Here is a 19,605-nt window from a genome sequence, read left to right as displayed (position 1 = left end):
GGTATTGATCAGCTAACCAATCGTTTCTCGTAGCAATAAAACCGCAAACCGGGCCGGAAACCCAGTCCGATTTCACCCGCAAAACAGTAGCCCAGTTTCGGAAAAAGCCGTTGCGTGGCTTCGTTTTGGGTGTTGGTATCAATGCGCAGCACCGTGATGCCCCGTTGCCGGGCCACCTCCTCCGCCTGTTTCATCAACCGGGCCGCAATGCCCCGTCCCCGAACCTCCGGATCGACTGCCAGTCGGTGGACTACCACGGCGGTTTCGGTCAGATCCCAGCCCACCTGGGCGTATTCCGGTTCCTGATCAGTGGTGATCGCGGCCACGCCCACCAGTTGCTGATCCAGTTCGGCCACCCAGAGCTGATCCCGCTCAATGTCCTTTTCAAAAACCGCAGCGCTGGGATAGTGCTCATCCCACTGAAAATTACCGGCCGCCTGCATGAGCGGCACCACGCGCCGAATCAGCCGGAGCAGGGCCGGAATATCCTGTAAAGTAGCCAGGCGAATGGTCATCCAATTTAGTGATGAGTTAAGAATGATGAGTTGGCGCTGCCGCGTCTAAAGATACACGAAAAGCCAACTCATCACACCCAACTTCGCACGCTTAACTTTTAACTCATCATTCTTAACTCTTCAACTCCATTCCCTGGATCACTTTTTCCTTCCGTCGGGCGGTTTTCAGCGTAACGGCTTCGGTTTCGGCAGATTTGGGCCGGAGTTTCATGCCCACGAAGAAAAACAAGGAGGTAAAAAAGGAATAAAACACGATACCTTTTTGCTGCGACCAGACATTTTCCGTAAAGAAGGTCACGGTAAACACCATCAGCAGCAGCATATACAGGTGGTCGTGTCGACGGATGGCGTTGGCATACTGAATCCCCAGGGTCAGCAACAGCAAGCCAATACCAACCACCCCAAACGCCAGCCATTGATTAAGATACTCATTATGTGTATCATACGCTACCAGCGGCACGTTCAGCCTGCGGGCATACACCTCATACTGCGCCGTCAAAAACCGGTCCAATTCACCGGGACCGACCCCACCCAGCCAGTGTTCTTTCAGCACATCCAGATCGACCGACCAGATGACCTGGCGCATCTGGATTGAATTGTCCATCGGGTTATCGTTGGGCTTCGCTTCCAAAGCCGTCGAAAACTCCCCAATCCGCTGGCTGCTGAACGGAATGGAAATACAGGCGACGGAGACTGAAACCAGCAAAACCGCCATGATCGGCACAAACCGGTATTTGTGCTCCCGATTGATCCAGCCGTAATAGCCCAGGATCACGAAGAGGGCAATAACCGGGGCTTTGGGCATCAGCGCCATCAGAAACATAAACAACGGAAACAGCACCGCCCCCAGTTTCCAGCCTTTCAACTGCTGCCGGTGTTGGGGCGAAATCAGCAGAATGGCCGTTGAAAAGCAGAGGTATATTCCCATATAGGTCGGATGCAGACCCGTAATTTTCTCAAAATAAAGCCGGTACTGAATATGGGCTTCCGGGCCGGTTATGTGCCAGCCGTATTCGTGCAGGTACAGGAGATTTCCTACCAGACAGGAAAGAAAACAGCCGTACACAAAGAAGAGCAATTCGCCCGAAATAATTTTCCGCGTCTGTGGCTGCATCAGCAACACGATGAAAGGAGCGGCAAACAAGGTGGCTTTTTGTTCGAGATCGAAAAGAACGCCGGAGCGAAAGGCTGGGTCGGTAAAGGGGACGTAAATCGCATACAGCAGGTAGACACTTCCCAGCACGAGAGCTCCGCCATAGGGCCGGAAAAACTGGTTTTTGTAGACAAAATTATCCCTGATCAACCAGAACAGGAAAATTCCCATGAGCAAAAAAATCTGCACACGATTGGGCAGAAAAAACGAAATCATGACAAGCCGGGCGAGATACTTGTCGTACTTAATCAGGCTATTCATCGGTGTTGCGGTTAGCGCGGGATAGCCGCGTGCAGGCGACCCGGAGCGGTTGCAAACCGCCTTATTAGCTTGTGTTTCAATACCATTGAGTCCGAAAACGGGTATTCAAGAAACTGGCCACCGGCCCTGCATGCGATCCCACAGTTTGATAACAAGACCCTGTGAGCCACCCGGTAGTTGCAATTATTCCCGTAATCTTATCGTATAGCCCCAATCTCGCCAGCCTGAAACGGGTTTAACGACTTGTTCGTCAGGGATTCCCATTTGGTAAATTGTTTAAACTTTTTTGCAAGGCGACAAAATCCGCCGGCACCGCCCCGGTTTCGGCATACGTTTTTCCCCGCTGCGCCACCACGCCCCGAAACGTCAGTTTTTGGGGTCCGGCCACCGTGGCATCGGCCCCATGTTTCAACAAGGCCCGGCATACACCCCAGAGATCCTGCCGGGCGGCCGCCAGCAAAACCGGATGCCCCGCCAGCCAGCCGGGGGCCGTCGGGGGATAGATGCTGTTCGGATCGGCGCCGTGTTCGAGCAGCAGCTCTACCTTTTTCACCCGATCTTTGGGATCGTCCAGCACGGCGAACAAAACCGGGATGTCCTGCTTCCGGCAGTGCCGTGCGTTTGGGTCCGCCCCTTTCTTCAGAAACCATTCCAGCAAAACCGCCGGACTTTGCCGGGCCACCAGCGCGTGCGTCGGCGTGTGCAGCGTATCGTCGGTTTCAATCAGGGCACCATTTTCCAGCAGCAATTCCAGCAGAGGCAGGTGGGCAGCCGGATTCTCCGAACCAACGGCTCGCAGCGTCGCAAAATCAAGCAGCGTAATGTGTTCTTCCCCGCTTTCGTTGAGCAGAAAGGCTTCGGCCAGCAGCGTCCGCAACTGCACGACATCGTTGGCGGCAATGGCTTCGGCAATCCGTAACTGATCCGGTTCCCTGAAATAGAAGGAGCCGTCCCAGCGCCCCCGCTCAGTCTGCTGTAACTGTTGCGCGTCGTAAAACCGGCTAGCCGCTTCCCGCAGGCCGACGCCAAACGGCACCAGCGCGGCAACCAGCACCGCCATTCGGGTGAACCGGAAAGGCAGCAGGTTTAATCCGAATAGCGCCACCAGCAACCCCACGCCCCCGGGCAGATACCCCACCGCCAGCCCGCGCCCGGCCGGATCGGAGCCGGACTCTGGCAGAGTCAGCGCCAGGTAGATCACCAGGATAGCGTAAGCGCCAAGGAGCGACCAGTTGGTTAGAGCGATGATTTTCATGCGCCGAAAGTGCACACCAAAAACCGGGTAACCTATTCATAATCAACAATAGGAAGAATTCAGCCAATAGCTGGCGCGTTCCGGTTTACCGGCTTCTTCGGCGCTATTCCGGGAGGTTCTGCCCGGTGCCGGCTGAACGAATGACGCTGACAACAAAACAGCCCGGCACAAGCTGTACCGGGCTGTATCAGTATCCCTAAACCCTTAATCTCAAGGTACTCAAGATTATTTTTCAAGCAGAACTCCGTCCTGCGCGTTGCCCGTGAAGGTGTTCACCGTGGCAGCATCCGTATTCAGTTTGGAGCTGTAGCTTACAAAGACCCCATAACCGCCACTCTTCGAAATCGTGGAATTTTTCAGTGTCAGGTTGCCCCCGTACAGCGCCACGTTGGCTTTTTTACCCGAGACAATCGTGATGCTGCCCCCGTTGCTGATTTCGGCATTTTCAATCAGGTTGCGGGAGTTCACCGAGTAGAAGATCAGGCCCTTCCAGTACGCCCCTGTGCGTTCGGCTCCCGTGATCGTTACTTTGTCAGTGGCCGTCCCTTTGGCAATCAGATAGCCTTTGGAGTTGATCATCATGACCACATCGCGGGCCGCTTCAATCGTTACCCCCGGGCTCAGCGTCAGGCCCACTTCGACCGCAAAGTCACCCAGCAGACGATAGGGCGTTTTGTCTTTAAAACCGCCCCAGGTAATATCGTTGCCGTCGCGCAGGTAGTAGCCTCTGATTTCGACCACGTTCCGGCCGTTTTCGCCCGTGAAAACCGAAGCATTATCCAGTTTTTCGACATTGGACGGGTCTACAATAATCCCGGCTTCCGAATTTTTAGTAAACGTGTTGGCGGCAAATTCGCGGAGCAGACCGCCATCCTGCACCAGCAGACCGTAACCGTCGTTTTGCGAGAACAGGCTGTTTTTCAAAGCAATCTGAGCTTTTCCACCCCCGAACAGCGCCATCCCGGCTTTGGTACCACTGATGATGGCCCGGCTTCCGGCATGCATTACTTCGATGTTTTCAAAGACGTTGGCGTTGCTGCCCGAGTACACCATGATGCCAACCCAGTACCCTTTCGTTTTTTCGGCCCCGATGAAGCGGATTTTCTTCTCCGGCGTTCCTTTAGCGACGATCAAACCGCCATTGTCGTTGATATCCAGACGCGCATCCCGTTCAAAGGCAATGACAACACCGGGTTCGATGGTCAGCTCGTGCGTGACCGCAATGCTTTTCGTGATGATATAATCCGGGTAATCCGGGCTGGCGATGCGGTCGGTCAGGACGGTTTTGACGGTAATGTTCTTGTCGATAGCAACTGGTTGGGCCACTGTAGCGACCAGTTTTACTTTATCCTTGCTGGTTCCGTTGGCGTTTGAAACCGTCAGTTCCAGTTCATAATCCCCCACTTCATCGGGTACAAAGGTCGGTTTCGCGGTCGTCGCCGATGCGATGGCGGCCGTGCTTTTGGCGGGTTTGCTGGCGACAGTCCATTGGTAGGTCAACGGTGTGCCTTTGCTGTCGGTCGATGCACTACCGTCGAGTTTGACGGTTTGGCCCACCTGAACTTCCTGATCAGGTCCGGCATTAGCCGTGACGGTGTTGGAGGGCGCAGGTTCGACTTCGGGGTCTTTTTTACACCCCGTTACCAGGAACGTGGCGGAGAGCAGAATGGCCAACGCCTGCTTGGTGAAAACGGCACTCATCCATGCCGATTGCGTTGCGAACGAAGTCGCAAACGGGCTCAATAGCTTTTTCATGTTGTGATGTTGCTTACTGTTTTTGTTAAGTAGCGTTCAACTACGGCTACAAAGTTGGCCGTTTTAGTTGGGTGAAGCTGTCGCATTTTGCGCCGAAAAAGCGGCTTTATACGTCAACACAGGACCATTGGCTCAATCGACCCGAAAAACCGCCTACCCATTCCTTTTTTTTATAGACAATTCTGATTTATCATACCTTTCGTTATAACAAAAGGCGGTTTTAGCCCCTACCTTTGCAGCATGTTTTGTGGGAGCCGCGGTTTAGTCCCGACGAGCGCAGCCCCGTTGCCTACTGGGCAGGACCCTTTTGAAGGCAAAAACCGATCGGCCCGGCTTATAACTCACACCATCTACTACAACCTGAGAACGATGATTACGACTGACATTTGCATCATTGGCGCGGGCCCCGTCGGCCTGTTTGCCGTTTTTGAAGCCGGACTATTGAAAATGCGCTGCCACCTGATCGACGCCCTACCGCAGGTGGGCGGGCAGTTGTCCGAGATTTATCCGCAAAAACCGATTTACGATATTCCCGGTTTTCCGGACGTGAAAGCCCAGCAGCTGGTGGATAACCTGATGGAACAGATCGACCCGTTCCACCCGACGTTCACGCTCGGCGAACGGGTCGAACGTCTGGAACGCCAGCCCGACGGCTCGTTTTACATCACGACCAACGACCAGACCCTGGTGCATTGCCAGGTCGTGGTCATTGCGGGTGGCCTGGGCTGCTTCGAACCCCGAAAACCGGAAATTGAGGGGCTGGAAGCGTTTGAAGGAAAAGGCGTTGCCTACATGGTCAAAAATCCGGAACTGCTGCGCGACCGGCGCGTGGTGCTGGCGGGCGGGGGCGATTCGGCCCTCGACTGGACGGTTTTTCTGGCCAACATCGCCAGCGAAGTGACCCTCATCCACCGCAGCGACAGTTTCCGGGGGGCGCCCGATTCGGCCGAAAAAGTGTTCGAACTGGCACAGGAAGGCCGGATCAATCTCATTCTGCAATCCAACATTACCCGCGTTTCCGGCAACGGCCATTTGCAGGAAATCACCGTCACGGCCAAAGACAAAACCGTCCGGACGCTGGCAACCGACCACCTGATTCCGCTCTTCGGCCTGACGCCCAAACTCGGCCCGATTGCTGATTGGGGCCTGCAAATCGATAAGTCGGCGATTCAGGTCGATACCACCGACTATTCCACCAATGTGGAACGGATTTACGCCATCGGCGACATCAACACCTATCCGGGCAAGCTGAAACTGATTCTCTGCGGTTTTCACGAAGCCGCCCTGATGTGCCAGAGCGCGTTCAAGTACGTCTATCCCGACCAGAAACTGAGCTTTAAATACACCACCGTCAACGGAATTCCTACTTTTTAAAAGACAAAAGAAGCTAGACAAGAGACTTAAAGTCCGTCTTTCCTCTCTTGTCTAACTTCTTTATGCTATACCTATGATTCACTTCACGATTGAAGACCGCAACGGCGACCGGCAGCCGCTCGAAATTCCGGAAGGCATCAGCCTCAGTCTGATGGAAGTCCTGAAAGGGTCGGATTACCCGATTCTGGCCACCTGCGGAGGCATGGCCCTCTGCGCCACCTGCCACGTCCACGTCCTGGAAGGGGCCGACCACCTTCCGCCCATCCATGATGCCGAGGGGGCAATGCTCGATACCTTACCGGATGCCGATTCCGACAGCCGGCTGGCGTGCCAGTTGCGGATCGACGAAAGCCTGCACGGAGCGGTTTTTCAGTTAGCGGCCGAATAAGGTTTTGTGCCGCGACGGGCCGCCGGCGTAGGCTTGACCGGTTAATAAAAGATTGGATTTTGCAACCATAACCCTTTAATAATAAACTGCTTTCAGCGGAGGACTTTTAACGATAGTCGCTCAAATGATCAGTTTTTCCCCTTATTTTTGCGTCATTTGAGACCTGTCACTGATCGGTAACCTATTCCTTCGCGGTTTATCAATGATTTTCGAACGACGCCCGGCGTTGCTGCTACTTTTATGGTGGTTGAGTGTACAGGCACTTGCGCAGGCGCCCACGCTTTCGTTTCAGCGGTTATCGTTACGGCAGGGGCTGGCAACCAATTATACCTCGTCCATTACGCAGGATGATCTGGGATTCATCTGGATCGGCACGGTCAGCGGCCTGACGCGGTTCGACGGTCTGCGTTGCATCAATTATACGCCCCAGTTCGGAAATCCTCACTCCCTGCCGCACCGCACGGTCCGGTGTGTATTCAAGGCGCAAAATGGCATTCTCTGGGTGGGAACCCAAACCGGGCTCGCGCGGGTCGATCCCCAGACCCAGGCCTTTCGGCGGTACTCCTTCAAAGCGCTCGGCGAGGGCTGCAACCTGATTCGGACGGCGGCTGAGACGCCCGATGGTTTGCTCTGGTTCGGCACCAGCGGGGGCGTTGTTCAGTTTAACCCGCAAACCGGTCAATCCCGGCTCCTGACCATGCCGGTCGATACGTCGGAGCGCCCGACGGCTAATTTTATCCGGAAACTCCTGGTGGACGGCTCGACCCTCTGGATCGGCACGCAGGCGGGTCTTTACGCCTATCAGGTGGCTACCCATCAATTTCGGTCGTATCGCCGGAACGCTACCGTGCCTACATCGCTGCCGGATGATCATGTAACCGCACTGCTCCGGCATCCGCAGTCGGGTGTCCTGTATGTCGGAACCCGCAAAGGCCAGGTGGCCATTTTTGATCCGGTTACGGGCCGGTTTCAGCCAATGCCCCTCAATGCGGGGCAAAGCATCGCTTCGTTGCTGCTGGCTCAGAATGGGATCCTGTGGGTGGCGGTGGCGGGTGAAGGGTTATACCGGTATGATGCCGCCAAAAACCGCTTTCTGGGCTACCGGAATGATGAAAATAACCCCCGAAGCCTGGTTTCCAACTCCCTGCGAACCTTGTTCGAAGACCGATCCGGCATCATCTGGATTGGCTCCGACGATGCCGGTGTGAGCTGGTTCAATCCGAAAATCGATAAGTTTCGCTCCCTTTACGACGATGTGGGGTACCGCCCCACTTCAACCTTAGGACTGGATGCCTCCTCGCTTTCGTTCGATCGGCAGGACCGACTCTGGGTCGCCAGCCGCGACGGGCTGGTGATGATCGATCCGCAGAAGCAATCGTACCGGGTATACCGGCATGACCCCAAAAATCCAGCCAGCGTTGGGAATAATCTGACGTACAACGCCCTGGCCGACCGAACCGGAAAAATCTGGGTAGGGCACTTTACGGGTTTGAGCCGGCTGGACACCACCACGCACCGGTTCGAGCAGATTCCGTGTCTCCCCGCCCTCGACAATGCCGCCAATTACCCGCCTTTCGATCCGAAACGACGCGATTTTGTAGCGGGTGGTCAGGTTTTTTACTGCACGCAGGCCAGGGATGGCCGGATTTTTATCGGCACCAACGAAAAATTAACGATCTACGACCCGAAAACCGGCGAATACCTCAACCGATTCAACGACGAACGCATTCGCAAGCTCCCCGGCAAAAATTACAACACCCTTTTTATTGACAAGGGCAACAATCTCTGGGTGGGCGGTTTCGGGCCGGTTTACAAAATCAGCCCGGACCTGAAACTCCTGAAAGAATACGTCCACGACGAAAACGACCCGCACAGCCTGCCCGACGACGGTGTGACCGACTTTTCCCAGGATAGCAACGGCCGCATGTGGTTCAGCACCGACAACGGCCTGGCCCGACTCGACGAAAGCACGAAGCGCTTTGAGATTTACACCACCAAACACGGACTGCCCAACAACGATATTGCGGCCCTGCGCCATACCGGCGATACGCTCTGGATCAGCACCAGCAACGGAGCCGCCGTCACCGATGTTCGCAAAATCCGCTTCATTGCGTTCGACGAAGCCGATGGCCTGCCCACGACGGAATTTGAGTCGGGCTCGAGCGAACGCGATAACAAAGGACGGCTTTATTTCGGGGCCCTGCGGGGACTGGTTTACATCCAGCCCGGCGGGGTTCGCATCAACCGGTTTGCGCCCCCGGTTTTCCTGACGTCCTTCAAGGTCAACGGCCGCGAATTTCTGCAAGGTCCCACGGCCCATCCGCCTTTGATTGAACTCGAGCACAATCAGAATCAGTTCAATTTTGAAATGGCCGCGCTCAACTTCGACAACCCCGCGGCCAACCGGTACGCCTACCGGCTGGAAGGCTTCGAAGACCACTGGAATCAGGCCGGAAACCGGCCGTTTGCGAGTTATACCAGCCTTCCGTCGGGACAGTACGTTTTGCATATTATTGCGGCCAACAACGACGGCATCTGGAACCGGACCGGCTACCGGCTGCGCGTTACCATCCAGACCCCTTTCTGGGAAACCTGGTGGTTCCGGATTGGCGCGGGAGCGGCCCTGATCGCACTCGGGGTGGCGATTGCGCAGTGGCAGGCCCGTAAAGCGGCCCGGGAACAGCAGGAAAAAAGCGATTTACGGGAACGGATTGCGATGTCGGAAATGAAGGCGCTGCGGTCACAGATGAACCCGCACTTTCTGTACAATTCCCTGAACGCTGTGCGATTGTTCGTGCTCCAGAATGACAGCGATAACGCCGACAAATACCTGGTCAAATTTGCGCGGCTGATGCGACTCATTCTCGGCAACTCCCGACAGGAATGGGTCACGCTGGCCAGCGAGTGCGAGCAGCTTCAATTGTATCTGGAACTCGAACAGCTCCGGTTTGGGCATAAATTCGACTTTTCGATCGAAACCGATCCCTCGCTGGATCTGGAACGGGTGTCAATTCCGCCCATGATTATTCAGCCGTACATTGAAAACGCCATTCTGCACGGCATGGCGCACAAAAAAAACCGGGGCCGGATTCAGATCTGCATCAAACCCGTCAACGAACACCTGGAATGCCTGGTCGACGACGACGGCGTGGGGCGGCAGAAAGCGGGCGAAATCAAGAAGAAATCAGCGACATCGCACCAGAGCGTCGGTCTGAAAGTAACCGAAGAACGGCTCCAGCTGATTCACCAGCGTAGCGGCAAAGAAGCTGGCGTGACGATTATTGACAAAGTCAACGACGACAACGAACCCGCCGGAACGCGCGTGGTCATCCGGGTTCCGCTCACGTTTCAGGAACCGTCCGAAACCGTTTGATAGCAATCCTGAAAGTCTTCCCTCCATTTTTGGCTACCTTTGATTTTTGCCAACCACCGTCTTGTTCTCCATGAAACGTTTTGTTGCCTTTCTGTTCTGCCTTGCGCTTTCGTTTCCCCTTTTTGCCCAGTCCGACAACGCTTATAACCTCCTCCCGTTTCCGGCCCAGTTTTCGGGTAAAGACGGTCAGTTTACCGTCACGGCTGCCACACGGGTTTTAGTTGCCGCTAAAGACGCGGGTCAGCGGACTGCCGCCCAATTGCTGGTCAGCCAACTCAAAACCGCCAGCGGTTTCCCCATTGTGGTTGCTCCCACGACACCTGCCCTTGTCAAAGGCAAACACATTGTGTTTCAGGCCCACAAAGCCGGACGCTGTGGCCCGGAAGGTTATACGCTGAATGTTTCGCCGGAACGCGTTCTGGTGGAAGCCGAAACCCCGAAGGGCTATTTTTACGCCGTCCAGACCCTGCTGCAACTGCTGCCCACGGCGGTTTTCAGCCCGACGAAAGTGGACAACGTCGCCTGGACGGTTCCGGCCTGCCAGATTCTGGACCGGCCCCGCTACAGCTACCGGGGACTGATGCTCGATGTCAGCCGCCATTTCATGCCGGTTTCGTTCGTCAAGCGGTTTATCGACCTGATGGCCCTGCATAAACTCAACACCTTTCACTGGCATCTGACCGACGACCAGGGCTGGCGAATCGAAATCAAGAAATACCCCAAACTGACGCAAATCGGCTCGAAACGAAAAGAAACCGTAGTGGGCCATAACGCCGAAAACTACCCGTTCCAGTACGATGGCAAGGAATACAGTGGTTTTTATACCCAGGAACAGATCAAAGAGGTTGTCCGGTACGCGGCTGCGCGGCACATCACCATCATTCCGGAAATTGAAATGCCCGGCCACGCGCTGGCGGCACTGGCTTCTTACCCCGAATTTTCGTGCGATCCGGCCAAAAAGTACGAGGTCGCAACACGCTGGGGCATTTTCAAGGAGGTTTATTGCCCGAGCGAACCCACCTTTGCGTTTTTGCAGAATGTGCTGACGGAAGTCATGGCGTTGTTTCCCGGAAAATACATCCACATCGGCGGGGACGAATGCCCGAAAGATGCCTGGAAAGCCAGCCCGTTTTGCCAGGACCTGATCAAAAAACTGAAACTGAAAGATGAAGACGCCTTGCAGAGCTACTTTATTCAGCGCATCGAAAAATTCGTCAACTCCAAAGGCCGGGCCATCATCGGCTGGGACGAAATTCTGGAAGGAGGCTTAGCCAAAAATGCAACGGTGATGAGCTGGCGCGGCACGGAAGGCGGTATCGAAGCCGCCAAACAGAAGCATAACGTGGTGATGACGCCCGGCGAATTCTGCTACCTGGACCAGTATCAGGCGAATCCGGCCCAGGAACCGCTGGCCGGGGGCGGTTATCTGCCCATCGAGAAAGTTTACAGCTATGAACCTACCCCGGCCGAACTGACGCCCGAGCAGCAAAAGTTTATCCTGGGCGTGCAGGGCAACGTCTGGACCGAATACATCCCGACGACCCAACACGTCGAGTACATGGTGTATCCGCGGGCGTCGGCGCTGGCCGAAATCGGCTGGATGCCGAAAGGGCCGCGCAATTTCGAGGATTTTGCCATGCGGCTGAAAGAACATCTCAAACGGCTTTCATACCTGAACGTCAATTATTCGAAACGGCTGCTCGACGTGCGGGCCGTCACGCAGTTTACCGACGCCGACCAGCTGCAGGTGCGGCTGGAAAAACTCGATTCCGACAGCAAGATTTACTACACCACCAACGGCAAACAACCGAATACGGCTTCGACCGAATACATGACCCCCATTGCGTTGAAAAAAACAACGACGATCAAAGCCGTCACCACCGCCGGGGCGCAGTTTGAGGAGACGTTTTACATTCACCGGGCCAAGGGAAAACCGTATACCTACGCCAACGCAGCCGCCGAAAAATCCGACCCCACGAAGAAAAAACTCACCGACGGCCAGGTGGCCCAAAGCCCGCGCAACAAGTCGGAATGGGTCACGGTATTGGGTGATGATCTGGAAGTGACGATTGATCTGGGCGAAGTCCGGCCCGTTACGAAGGTTTCGGCGAATTTTCTGAAGCGGATTTCATACAACGACTTTCCGCCCTCGGCGGTCGAAATTGGCTTGTCGCAGGATGGCAAGACCTACAAAGACGCCATCAGCCAGCCCGTCAGGTATCCGTTCGAAGGAAAATGGGGCATGCTGCCAGTCGTGGCCGATTTCAAAACCGTCCGGGCGCGGTACGTGCGCATCCGGGCCAAAAATGCGGGTCCGGCCCCGGCGGGTTTTCCGCGCGAAGGCCTGCCTACCTCGGTGAGTGTGGATGAAGTGGTGGTTGAATGACAAAATCGGTATCTTTACTCCAAGACCCGTTTCACCATGACCACATCATCCCAAAAACTCCAAACCCTCGACGCCGTTTTAGACGGTTTGATGAGCCGGTACCGCGAACGCGTTCCCGATGTGCTGGGCATTATCGACGCACTGATCGACGAAAATGTCATTCAAAAACCGGACGATATTGAAAACGATCATATTGCGTTCCGGACGATGGGCGTTCCGAGCCTCGGGATTCAATCGTTCGAGAAGATTTTCCTGCACTACGGTTACGAAAAACGCGAACCCTACGATTTCAAGGAGAAGAAGCTGAATGCTTATTGGTACAGCCCGCCCAAACCACATTACCCGCGCATCTTCGTCAGCGAACTGCGGGTGCGGGATTTGTCGGACCAGGCGCAGCACATCATTTATCAGTACACCGACTCGGTGGTTTTTGATCCGGTCGATAGCCTAGACCTGGACGATGCCCAAGCCGTTGACCGGTTTTTGCACCAGCCGCTCTGGCCAATGCCCACGCTGGATGATTACCTGACCTTGCTGAAGGAAAGTGAATATGCCGCCTGGGTAATTTACAACCGGTATTATCTGAACCATTTCACGATCAGTGTACACAACCTGAAACCGGGTTATAACACCATTCAGGAGTTTACCGATTTTCTGGAAAAACGCGGTTTTAAGCTGAACGATTCGGGCGGCAAAATCAAGATCAGCCCCGACGGTGGGTTGTTACAGGCGTCGACGGTGGCCCAGATGCTTGACGCGGAATTTGCCAACGGCCAGACGCACCGCATTGCCGGTTCGTACGTCGAGTTTGCCGAACGGCGCATCCTGCCCGAATTTCAGCACCTGCCGCCCGACCAGATCCGGCGCGAACACCGGCGCGACGGTTTTGAAGCGGGCAATGCCGACAAGATTTTCGAGAGCACGTTTACCTCGCAGACGGGAAAGTAACGGATTTCTTACTTTTCCGTTAACAAATCCTGAAGTCCGTGCCAAAACCGCGCGGACTTTTTACTTTTGTATCAACTCTCTTCCCAAGCCTGATGAAAAACGTTGTTTACTTCGCCCTTCTTGCCTGTACCACGCTGACCGCCTGCCGTACGCCCAAAACCGCAGCCACCGCGTCGGACACCCAAAAACCGGTCACCACCATTGCCTTCGGCTCGTGCAGCGACCAGAAACGTCCGATGCTTCTCTGGGATGATATTGTGGCTCAAAAACCGGATGTCTGGGTCTGGCTCGGCGATAACATCTACGGTGATTCGGAAAACATGGATACGCTGAAGGCCAAGTACAACAAACAGAAATCGCATCCGGGTTACGCCCGGTTGCGTCAATCCACCAAAATCATTGGCGTCTGGGATGATCACGATTATGGTGTCAACGACGGCGGCAAGGAATACCCGCGCCGGAAAGAGAGCCAGCAACTGATACTCGATTTTCTGGATGTGCCCGCCAGCGACCCGCTCCGGAAGCAGGAAGGCGCGTATTCGGTTCATACCTACGGGCCGAAAGGCCAGCGCGTGAAAGTGATTCTGCTGGATGGCCGGTATTTCCGCGACCCGTTGAAGAAAGAAAATAAAGTCAACGTTCCCGATCCGTCCGGCGACATTCTGGGCGAGGCCCAGTGGAAATGGCTGGAGCAGCAGTTGACCCATTCCGATGCCGATGTACACATCATTGGCTGCGGGATTCAGTTTCTGGCCAACGACCACAAATCCGAAAAATGGGGTAATTTCCCCACCGCCCGGCAGCGGTTTTTCGACCTGCTGGGTAAAACCAAACCCAAAGGAGCCATTCTGATCAGTGGCGACCGGCACATCGCCGAAGTCTCTAAAGTCAGCGTTCCGGGGCTGGGCTACGACCTCTACGACATCACCAGCAGCGGCCTCACCCACGTCGGCAAACCCCGCGAAGAAATCAATGCCCTACGCGTCGGCCAGGTGGTTTTCGAACTGAACTACGGCCTGTTTACCATCAACTGGAACCAGAAACCGCTGACCGTTACGACCCAGATCAAAGGCGACAACCAAAGCACGTACCTGACCCAGGAACTGCGGTTTTGAAAAAGAAAACCGGTTTTTATTGCAGATAAACCCCCATCCGCTCCTCGTCACTCAGCACGACCTGCACGTGTTCGGTGAGCGTGGTGGAGAGTTTGTAGCCAATGTAATCGGCCGCCACGGGGTAGCGTTTGTGATCGCGGTCGACAATCACCGCTACTTTCAGGCTGATCAGCGGAACGTTCAGGAAGGGTTGCAGCGCAAAGGCCAGCGTCCGGCCCGAGTTCAGCACGTCATCGACCACCACCACGGATTTGTTGGTAAAAACCGTATCCCCGGCGTCCAGATGAATCGGCGGTTGTTGCTGGGTGGTTTTGTCCAGGTTGATTTTCATGACTTTGGTATCCAGCGGGGCAATTTGCTGCAATACCTCCGCCAGCCGCTGGGCCAGCACGTAGCCTTCGCCCGACACCCCGGCCAGAATGACCTCCGATTGTTCAAAGTTGTTCTCGTAAATTTCAAACGCAATCCGGCGGATTTTCTGTTCCACCTGCACGCGCGTCAGAATCTGGGTAATTTCGGCAGTCATACTCGCTTCATTGAAAAATGAAAATTAACCGAAAAGGCCGAAGGCACAAAATAAACGAAGCCTTTTCGTACTTTTGCAAGCTGGTATTCAGACAAGAGAAGTGAGACAGGAGACAAACCACGTTTCTTACCTCTCTTGTCTCACCTCGTTTGTCTAAAGTTTTATTTCAATGATTATTAAAACCAAAAAATACGCCCTCGACCAGAAAACCTACATCAGTCTGGCGATGCGTAGCTGGGTAAAACAAAACTGGTACTGGGGCTTCGTACCGCTGGCCCTTATTCTCATCAATGTGATCCTGAATTTGACGGGTGTTTACTCCAACTGGTGGATTTACCTCGTTATCGTGCTGCTCACCATTCTCTACGTGCTGTTCTGGGCGGTGCAGTTTACGGGGATTACCCAAATGGAGCAAACCAAGACGTTGTTTCAGAAATACGTCTATGAAATCGACAGTCGCCAGATTCTGCTGAAACTGAACGCCCGCGAAGGCGGCATTCTGAAGTGGGATCAAATCCGGAGTGTCACCAAAGACAAAGACGCGTATATCATGGTGGTTTCCAACGACCAGGCCATGACGGGCATGAAAGTAAACTGGCTGGCCAAAATCGTGGCCAAAGGCATGAAAAACGCCCAGTTTATTTATCTTCCGTATTCGATTTTCACCACCGAAAACGAACTGAAATTCATGGACACCCTCCTGAAACGGAAAGGTTTCCTGGCCGAAAGCGAGAAATAAAAACAAAAAAGGAGGAAAGGAAAAAGGCAAGCCTTTTTCCTTTCCTCCTTTTTTGTTTTCCAGGCTATTTCGCCTGATTCGTGAAATCGACGACGGTCAAATCGGCCAGCCACGGACCGACGATCTTGCCAAACTCCTTGTGAGCCGGGTGCGGCAGGTAGGTGTCCCGGTCTTTTTCGTTATCGAACGTCAGGATAAAGGCGTGGGTCAATCCCTTATCGTGCCCCTCCGGGCTGTTGTTGGTTCCCCACTTAAATCCTTTGATTTCCTTGATCTTCGACGGCAGTGCTTCAAAAGCCGCAACAATCTCCTTTACTTTTGCGGGCGTCGTTTCCGGTTTAAACTTGAACAGCACCACGTGTTGCAGGTCGGATTTTTTCATTTTGTTTTGAGCAGTCGCGCCGGTCAGGGCCAGACCAATACAGAAGAGAGTGGCAAAAATGGTTTTCATGGAATCGAATTGTCGGTAAATTCTGCAACCGCAGGACGTTAGAAAAAGGGGCACTGTACCGGAAACTACTGTCTACTGGCGTTCGGCGTAGGGGATGATCAGCTTCTCACCCCGGGCCGCGTGATTCTTGGTTTTGCCGTTGGCTTTCATCAGTGCCTCAACCGTCACGCCGTACTTTTCGGCCACAACCCGCAGAATATCACCCGCCCCAACGGTATGATACGCCCGCGCTTTTACGCGCAGTTTCGTCACGTCGGCTTTCACATCGTTGTCTTTCAACTCTGGGTTCAACGCTTTTAAGGCATTGACACTCAGATTATACCGGGTAGCCACGCTGTAAATCGTCTCCCCCGGTTTTACGGTATGGGTCAGTGAAACACCCCCCGCCGGAACGCTGACTTTGGGCGTTTCTTTTTTCTCTTCCCGGGGTTTTTCTTCCGCCGGTTTTGCGACCGGCGCTGGTTTTTCCGTCCGCGTTTCGGCAACCGGTTTTTCCGCCGGTGGTGTTCCTTTTGCCGGTCGTTCTTCCGAATCGAGCGCTGGTTTTTTCTGTTCCTCCTTCTTCTCTTCCTCGGCGGGTGGTGGTGTAGCCTGCGACAAATCGACCGGCGCGTTCCGGCTCGACGTATCGATTTCGATCGGCGCTACCAGTTCCGGCTCGATAGGCAGTTCCACCGGTTTTTGCACCGTCGTGTCGAGCGCAACACTGGTCAGTTCCTCCGACCCTTTTACATCATCGGCCACGTACTCATAACCGATGTACAGCAGCGCCAGAATCGTCAGCACCAGCACGGCCAGCGTGATTGCTGGCAAACTTGACCCTTCCGTGGGCCGGGGATTGCGCTTCACATTCTCGGTTTCCATACTTAGGGTTTAACGTTTAAAGTTCACCGTCTAACGCTGCTAAGATTACCTCAGACGTTAAACGTCAAACCTTAAACCGGTTATTTTTTTACCTCCTGACTCATTTTTTCGACTTTGTCTTTCATCTCTTCCTTGTAATCCTGCAACCGCCCGGCGACGGTTTCGTCGAACGTGCCCACGATTTGGGCCGCCAGAATCCCGGCGTTGCGGGCCCCGTTGAGCGCCACCGTGGCTACGGGTACACCCGACGGCATTTGCAGAATCGACAGCACCGAATCCCAGCCATCGATCGAATTGCTGGATTTGACCGGCACCCCAATGACCGGGAGCGTGGTCAGGGAAGCCACCATGCCCGGCAAATGGGCGGCCCCGCCCGCGCCGGCAATGATCACTTTCAGCCCCCGTGACCGGGCGGTTTTGCCGTAGTCGACCATCTTCTCGGGCGTCCGGTGGGCCGACACCACATCTATTTCGTAGGCTACGCCCAGTTCCTGTAAAATACCGGCGGCTTCCTGCATGACCTTCAGGTCCGAGCTGCTGCCCATGATAATTCCAACCATCTTTATTGAGTTAAGAGTTAAGAGTTAAGAGTTAAGAGTTACTTCGCCAACCAGTACTAACCTGCGGAGCTAACTCATCACTTTTAACTCTTAACTCATCATTCATCACTCTTCACTTTTATGTTTTCCTTCACGGTTTCGGCTTTGGCGCGAAGCTGCTCTAAATCCGAACTAATAACGGTAATATGCCCCATTTTGCGAAACGGACGGGTAATTTTTTTACCGTACAGAAACGGAAACACGCCCGACATCGCCAGCAGGGTTTCCATGCCTTCGTAACGAGCCGTTCCACTGTGACCGGGCTCCCCCAGCAGGTTAATCATGGCGGCTGGCGTCAGTGCGGTAGTATCGCCCAGGGGCAGATTCAGAATGGCCCGCCAGTGCTGTTCAAACTGCGACGTCACATTCGCCCGGATCGTCTGGTGGCCGCTGTTGTGCGGGCGGGGGGCCACTTCGTTGACGATCACCTGCCCGTCTTTTGTCAGGAATAATTCGACCGCTAGCAAGCCCACAATACCGAAGGCTTCGGCGGTTTTCCGGGCCACCTCCTGCGCCTGCTGGTCGATGGCGGCCGAAACCGCTGCGGGAGCAAACAGGTATTCGACCAGATTCTGTTCGGGATGAAAAACCATCTCGACGGTCGGGAACATGGCGGTTTGGCCCTGCTCGTTGCGGGCAACAATCACGGCCAGTTCTTTCTCAAAATCAACGGCTTTTTCCAGCACGCCCGGCGCGTCGAACGCTTTTTCGAAGTCCCCGCTGGTGGCAATTCGCTGCACCCCCCGACCATCGTAGCCATCGCGGCCCAGTTTGTGAAACGCGGGCAGAAAATCCGGTTTACGGGTTACCGCCTGCGCCACGTCGGCCCGGTTTTCGGTCAGAATAAAATCCGCCGTCGGCAGGTTGTGTTTCCGGTAAAACTGCTTCTGTTCCCGTTTGTCCTGAATAATCCGGATTACCGACGGTTGCGGAAAAACCCGTTTGCCTTCGCGCTCCAGGGCTTCCAGCGCATCGACGTTAACCCGCTCAATTTCAATGGTCAACACATCGACCTGCTGGCCGAACTGATAAACCGTATCATAATCCGTCAGGGAGCCTTGTGTAAAAACCGTTGCCAGGTGGCGGCAGGGCGCTTCGGCATCGGGATCGAGAATATGCACCGTCAGGTTCCAGTCGATACCGGCCTGTAACAGCATCAGACCCAGCTGGCCACCACCAAGGATGCCAATGCGGGTTTGGGGGTTGAATGTAGACATAAGCAAAAAATCCGTCCGCAAAAGTAGCCCCATTTACGGCTTAATTGTAGTTTTCAGGCCAGTTGTTTTTAAGCGTTTCGCCCTTTCTGATTCACCGTTCAGTAAACGCCAGTGTCTGATAACCGGTAAGTTGCTGCAAATTCCAACTCTTCCTGTTAATTTGCGGGTCTTATTGGCTGCGGAAAGGCCCCCATTATGACCGACAAACTCTTCAATCAAAAAGATTTAATTGCGTATTTCATTGTAGCTGCCATTGGGGCCTCTTTGCAAATTGTAGTCAGTTCCCTGCTTCAGGAGTGGTTTCAGGTTTCGTACGAAAATGGCGTCCTGATCGGTTACGTCACCTCGTTCTTTATCGGTTTTTTCCTGACCAAACTGCTGGCCTTCAACGCCAAGAATTCGGCCAAAACCCGCCGGGAAATGGCCAAATTTGCGATGGTTTCGGTGATTTCCTGCCTGATTACGGTATATGGCGCTTCGGGACTGTATAACCTCTCTATCAGCCAGATCGGGAGTTACGAGTTCACGCTGCCGGGCTCGGTTAAAACCGTGAATACGAACAAGTTATTCTCGCACACCTTCGGAATGGGCCTGAGTTTTATCTCCAATTACATCCTGCACAAAACCTTCACCTTCCGCAATACCGGTTTTTACGAAAAGCTGAAAGCACTACTCAACCTCTGAGT

At 54.3% G+C, this 19,605-nt stretch carries 17 protein-coding genes; 8 read left to right on the top strand and 9 right to left on the bottom strand.

What is annotated here, in order from left to right; genetic code table 11:
* Window positions 1–8: 8 nt before the first annotated feature.
* The 4 genes from ACFPMF_RS25920 to ACFPMF_RS25905 all read right to left on the bottom strand — a co-directional run bounded on the left by ACFPMF_RS25920 (window position 9) and on the right by ACFPMF_RS25905 (window position 4,939).
* The gene (locus ACFPMF_RS25920; RefSeq protein WP_379850666.1) at window positions 9–515 is read right to left on the bottom strand and encodes a GNAT family N-acetyltransferase; all 507 of its coding nucleotides are present in this window, start codon (window positions 513–515) and stop codon (window positions 9–11) included.
* A gap of 112 nt (window positions 516–627) precedes the next feature.
* Window positions 628–1,929, bottom strand: coding sequence for an O-antigen ligase family protein (locus tag ACFPMF_RS25915; RefSeq protein WP_379850664.1), 1,302 nt, complete (start codon window positions 1,927–1,929; stop codon window positions 628–630).
* Window positions 1,930–2,179: 250 nt separating this feature from the next.
* Complete coding sequence (locus tag ACFPMF_RS25910) at window positions 2,180–3,184, bottom strand: hypothetical protein (RefSeq protein WP_379850662.1); 1,005 nt, start codon at window positions 3,182–3,184, stop codon at window positions 2,180–2,182.
* Between the two features lie 225 nt (window positions 3,185–3,409).
* Window positions 3,410–4,939: a right-handed parallel beta-helix repeat-containing protein gene (locus ACFPMF_RS25905; RefSeq protein WP_379850660.1), complete on the bottom strand. Its 1,530-nt coding sequence runs from the start codon at window positions 4,937–4,939 to the stop codon at window positions 3,410–3,412.
* Between the two features lie 369 nt (window positions 4,940–5,308).
* On the opposite strand from ACFPMF_RS25905, the gene ACFPMF_RS25900 reads away from it, so the two are divergent.
* The 6 genes from ACFPMF_RS25900 (at window position 5,309) to ACFPMF_RS25875 (ending at window position 14,523) form a co-directional block, all read left to right on the top strand.
* Window positions 5,309–6,313 carry an NAD(P)/FAD-dependent oxidoreductase gene (locus tag ACFPMF_RS25900; RefSeq protein WP_379850658.1) on the top strand — a complete coding sequence of 335 codons (1,005 nt, stop codon included), beginning with the start codon at window positions 5,309–5,311 and terminating at the stop codon, window positions 6,311–6,313.
* A 73-nt stretch (window positions 6,314–6,386) separates the two neighbouring features.
* A complete protein-coding gene (locus ACFPMF_RS25895; RefSeq protein ID WP_379850656.1) occupies window positions 6,387–6,701 on the top strand; it encodes a 2Fe-2S iron-sulfur cluster-binding protein in 315 nt (104 codons plus the stop codon).
* A 202-nt stretch (window positions 6,702–6,903) separates the two neighbouring features.
* Complete coding sequence (locus ACFPMF_RS25890; RefSeq protein ID WP_379850653.1) at window positions 6,904–10,074, top strand: ligand-binding sensor domain-containing protein; 3,171 nt, start codon at window positions 6,904–6,906, stop codon at window positions 10,072–10,074.
* 70 nt (window positions 10,075–10,144) lie between these two features.
* Window positions 10,145–12,460, top strand: coding sequence for a glycoside hydrolase family 20 protein (locus ACFPMF_RS25885; protein WP_379850651.1), 2,316 nt, complete (start codon window positions 10,145–10,147; stop codon window positions 12,458–12,460).
* A gap of 36 nt (window positions 12,461–12,496) precedes the next feature.
* Window positions 12,497–13,408 carry a DUF1338 domain-containing protein gene (locus tag ACFPMF_RS25880; protein WP_379850649.1) on the top strand — a complete coding sequence of 304 codons (912 nt, stop codon included), beginning with the start codon at window positions 12,497–12,499 and terminating at the stop codon, window positions 13,406–13,408.
* Between the two features lie 92 nt (window positions 13,409–13,500).
* Window positions 13,501–14,523, top strand: coding sequence for an alkaline phosphatase D family protein (locus ACFPMF_RS25875; RefSeq protein WP_379850647.1), 1,023 nt, complete (start codon window positions 13,501–13,503; stop codon window positions 14,521–14,523).
* Window positions 14,524–14,539: 16 nt separating this feature from the next.
* Here the strand turns inward: ACFPMF_RS25875 and ACFPMF_RS25870 are convergent, their stop codons facing one another.
* On the bottom strand, window positions 14,540–15,049 hold the full coding sequence (locus tag ACFPMF_RS25870; protein ID WP_379850644.1) for a phosphoribosyltransferase family protein: 510 nt from the start codon (window positions 15,047–15,049) through the stop codon (window positions 14,540–14,542).
* Window positions 15,050–15,218: 169 nt separating this feature from the next.
* Between ACFPMF_RS25870 and ACFPMF_RS25865 the strand changes: the two genes are divergently transcribed.
* Complete coding sequence (locus tag ACFPMF_RS25865) at window positions 15,219–15,788, top strand: YcxB family protein (RefSeq protein ID WP_379850642.1); 570 nt, start codon at window positions 15,219–15,221, stop codon at window positions 15,786–15,788.
* 64 nt (window positions 15,789–15,852) lie between these two features.
* Here the strand turns inward: ACFPMF_RS25865 and ACFPMF_RS25860 are convergent, their stop codons facing one another.
* The 4 genes from ACFPMF_RS25860 to ACFPMF_RS25845 all read right to left on the bottom strand — a co-directional run bounded on the left by ACFPMF_RS25860 (window position 15,853) and on the right by ACFPMF_RS25845 (window position 18,919).
* Complete coding sequence (locus ACFPMF_RS25860) at window positions 15,853–16,170, bottom strand: Dabb family protein (protein ID WP_379850686.1); 318 nt, start codon at window positions 16,168–16,170, stop codon at window positions 15,853–15,855.
* A gap of 141 nt (window positions 16,171–16,311) precedes the next feature.
* The gene (locus ACFPMF_RS25855; protein ID WP_379850640.1) at window positions 16,312–17,103 is read right to left on the bottom strand and encodes a LysM peptidoglycan-binding domain-containing protein; all 792 of its coding nucleotides are present in this window, start codon (window positions 17,101–17,103) and stop codon (window positions 16,312–16,314) included.
* An 80-nt stretch (window positions 17,104–17,183) separates the two neighbouring features.
* Window positions 17,184–17,663, bottom strand: coding sequence for a 5-(carboxyamino)imidazole ribonucleotide mutase (gene purE, locus ACFPMF_RS25850; protein ID WP_379850638.1), 480 nt, complete (start codon window positions 17,661–17,663; stop codon window positions 17,184–17,186).
* 98 nt (window positions 17,664–17,761) lie between these two features.
* The gene (locus tag ACFPMF_RS25845; protein ID WP_379850636.1) at window positions 17,762–18,919 is read right to left on the bottom strand and encodes a 5-(carboxyamino)imidazole ribonucleotide synthase; all 1,158 of its coding nucleotides are present in this window, start codon (window positions 18,917–18,919) and stop codon (window positions 17,762–17,764) included.
* A gap of 195 nt (window positions 18,920–19,114) precedes the next feature.
* Here ACFPMF_RS25845 and ACFPMF_RS25840 point away from each other — a divergent pair, with 195 nt between their 5' ends.
* On the top strand, window positions 19,115–19,603 hold the full coding sequence (locus ACFPMF_RS25840; RefSeq protein ID WP_379850634.1) for a GtrA family protein: 489 nt from the start codon (window positions 19,115–19,117) through the stop codon (window positions 19,601–19,603).
* Window positions 19,604–19,605: the final 2 nt, after the last annotated feature.

Origin of the sequence: Larkinella bovis, assembly GCF_042655385.1 — a bacterium.
In the GTDB taxonomy this organism is placed as follows: domain Bacteria; phylum Bacteroidota; class Bacteroidia; order Cytophagales; family Spirosomataceae; genus Larkinella; species Larkinella bovis.
This window is presented reverse-complemented; position numbering and strand designations above follow the sequence as displayed.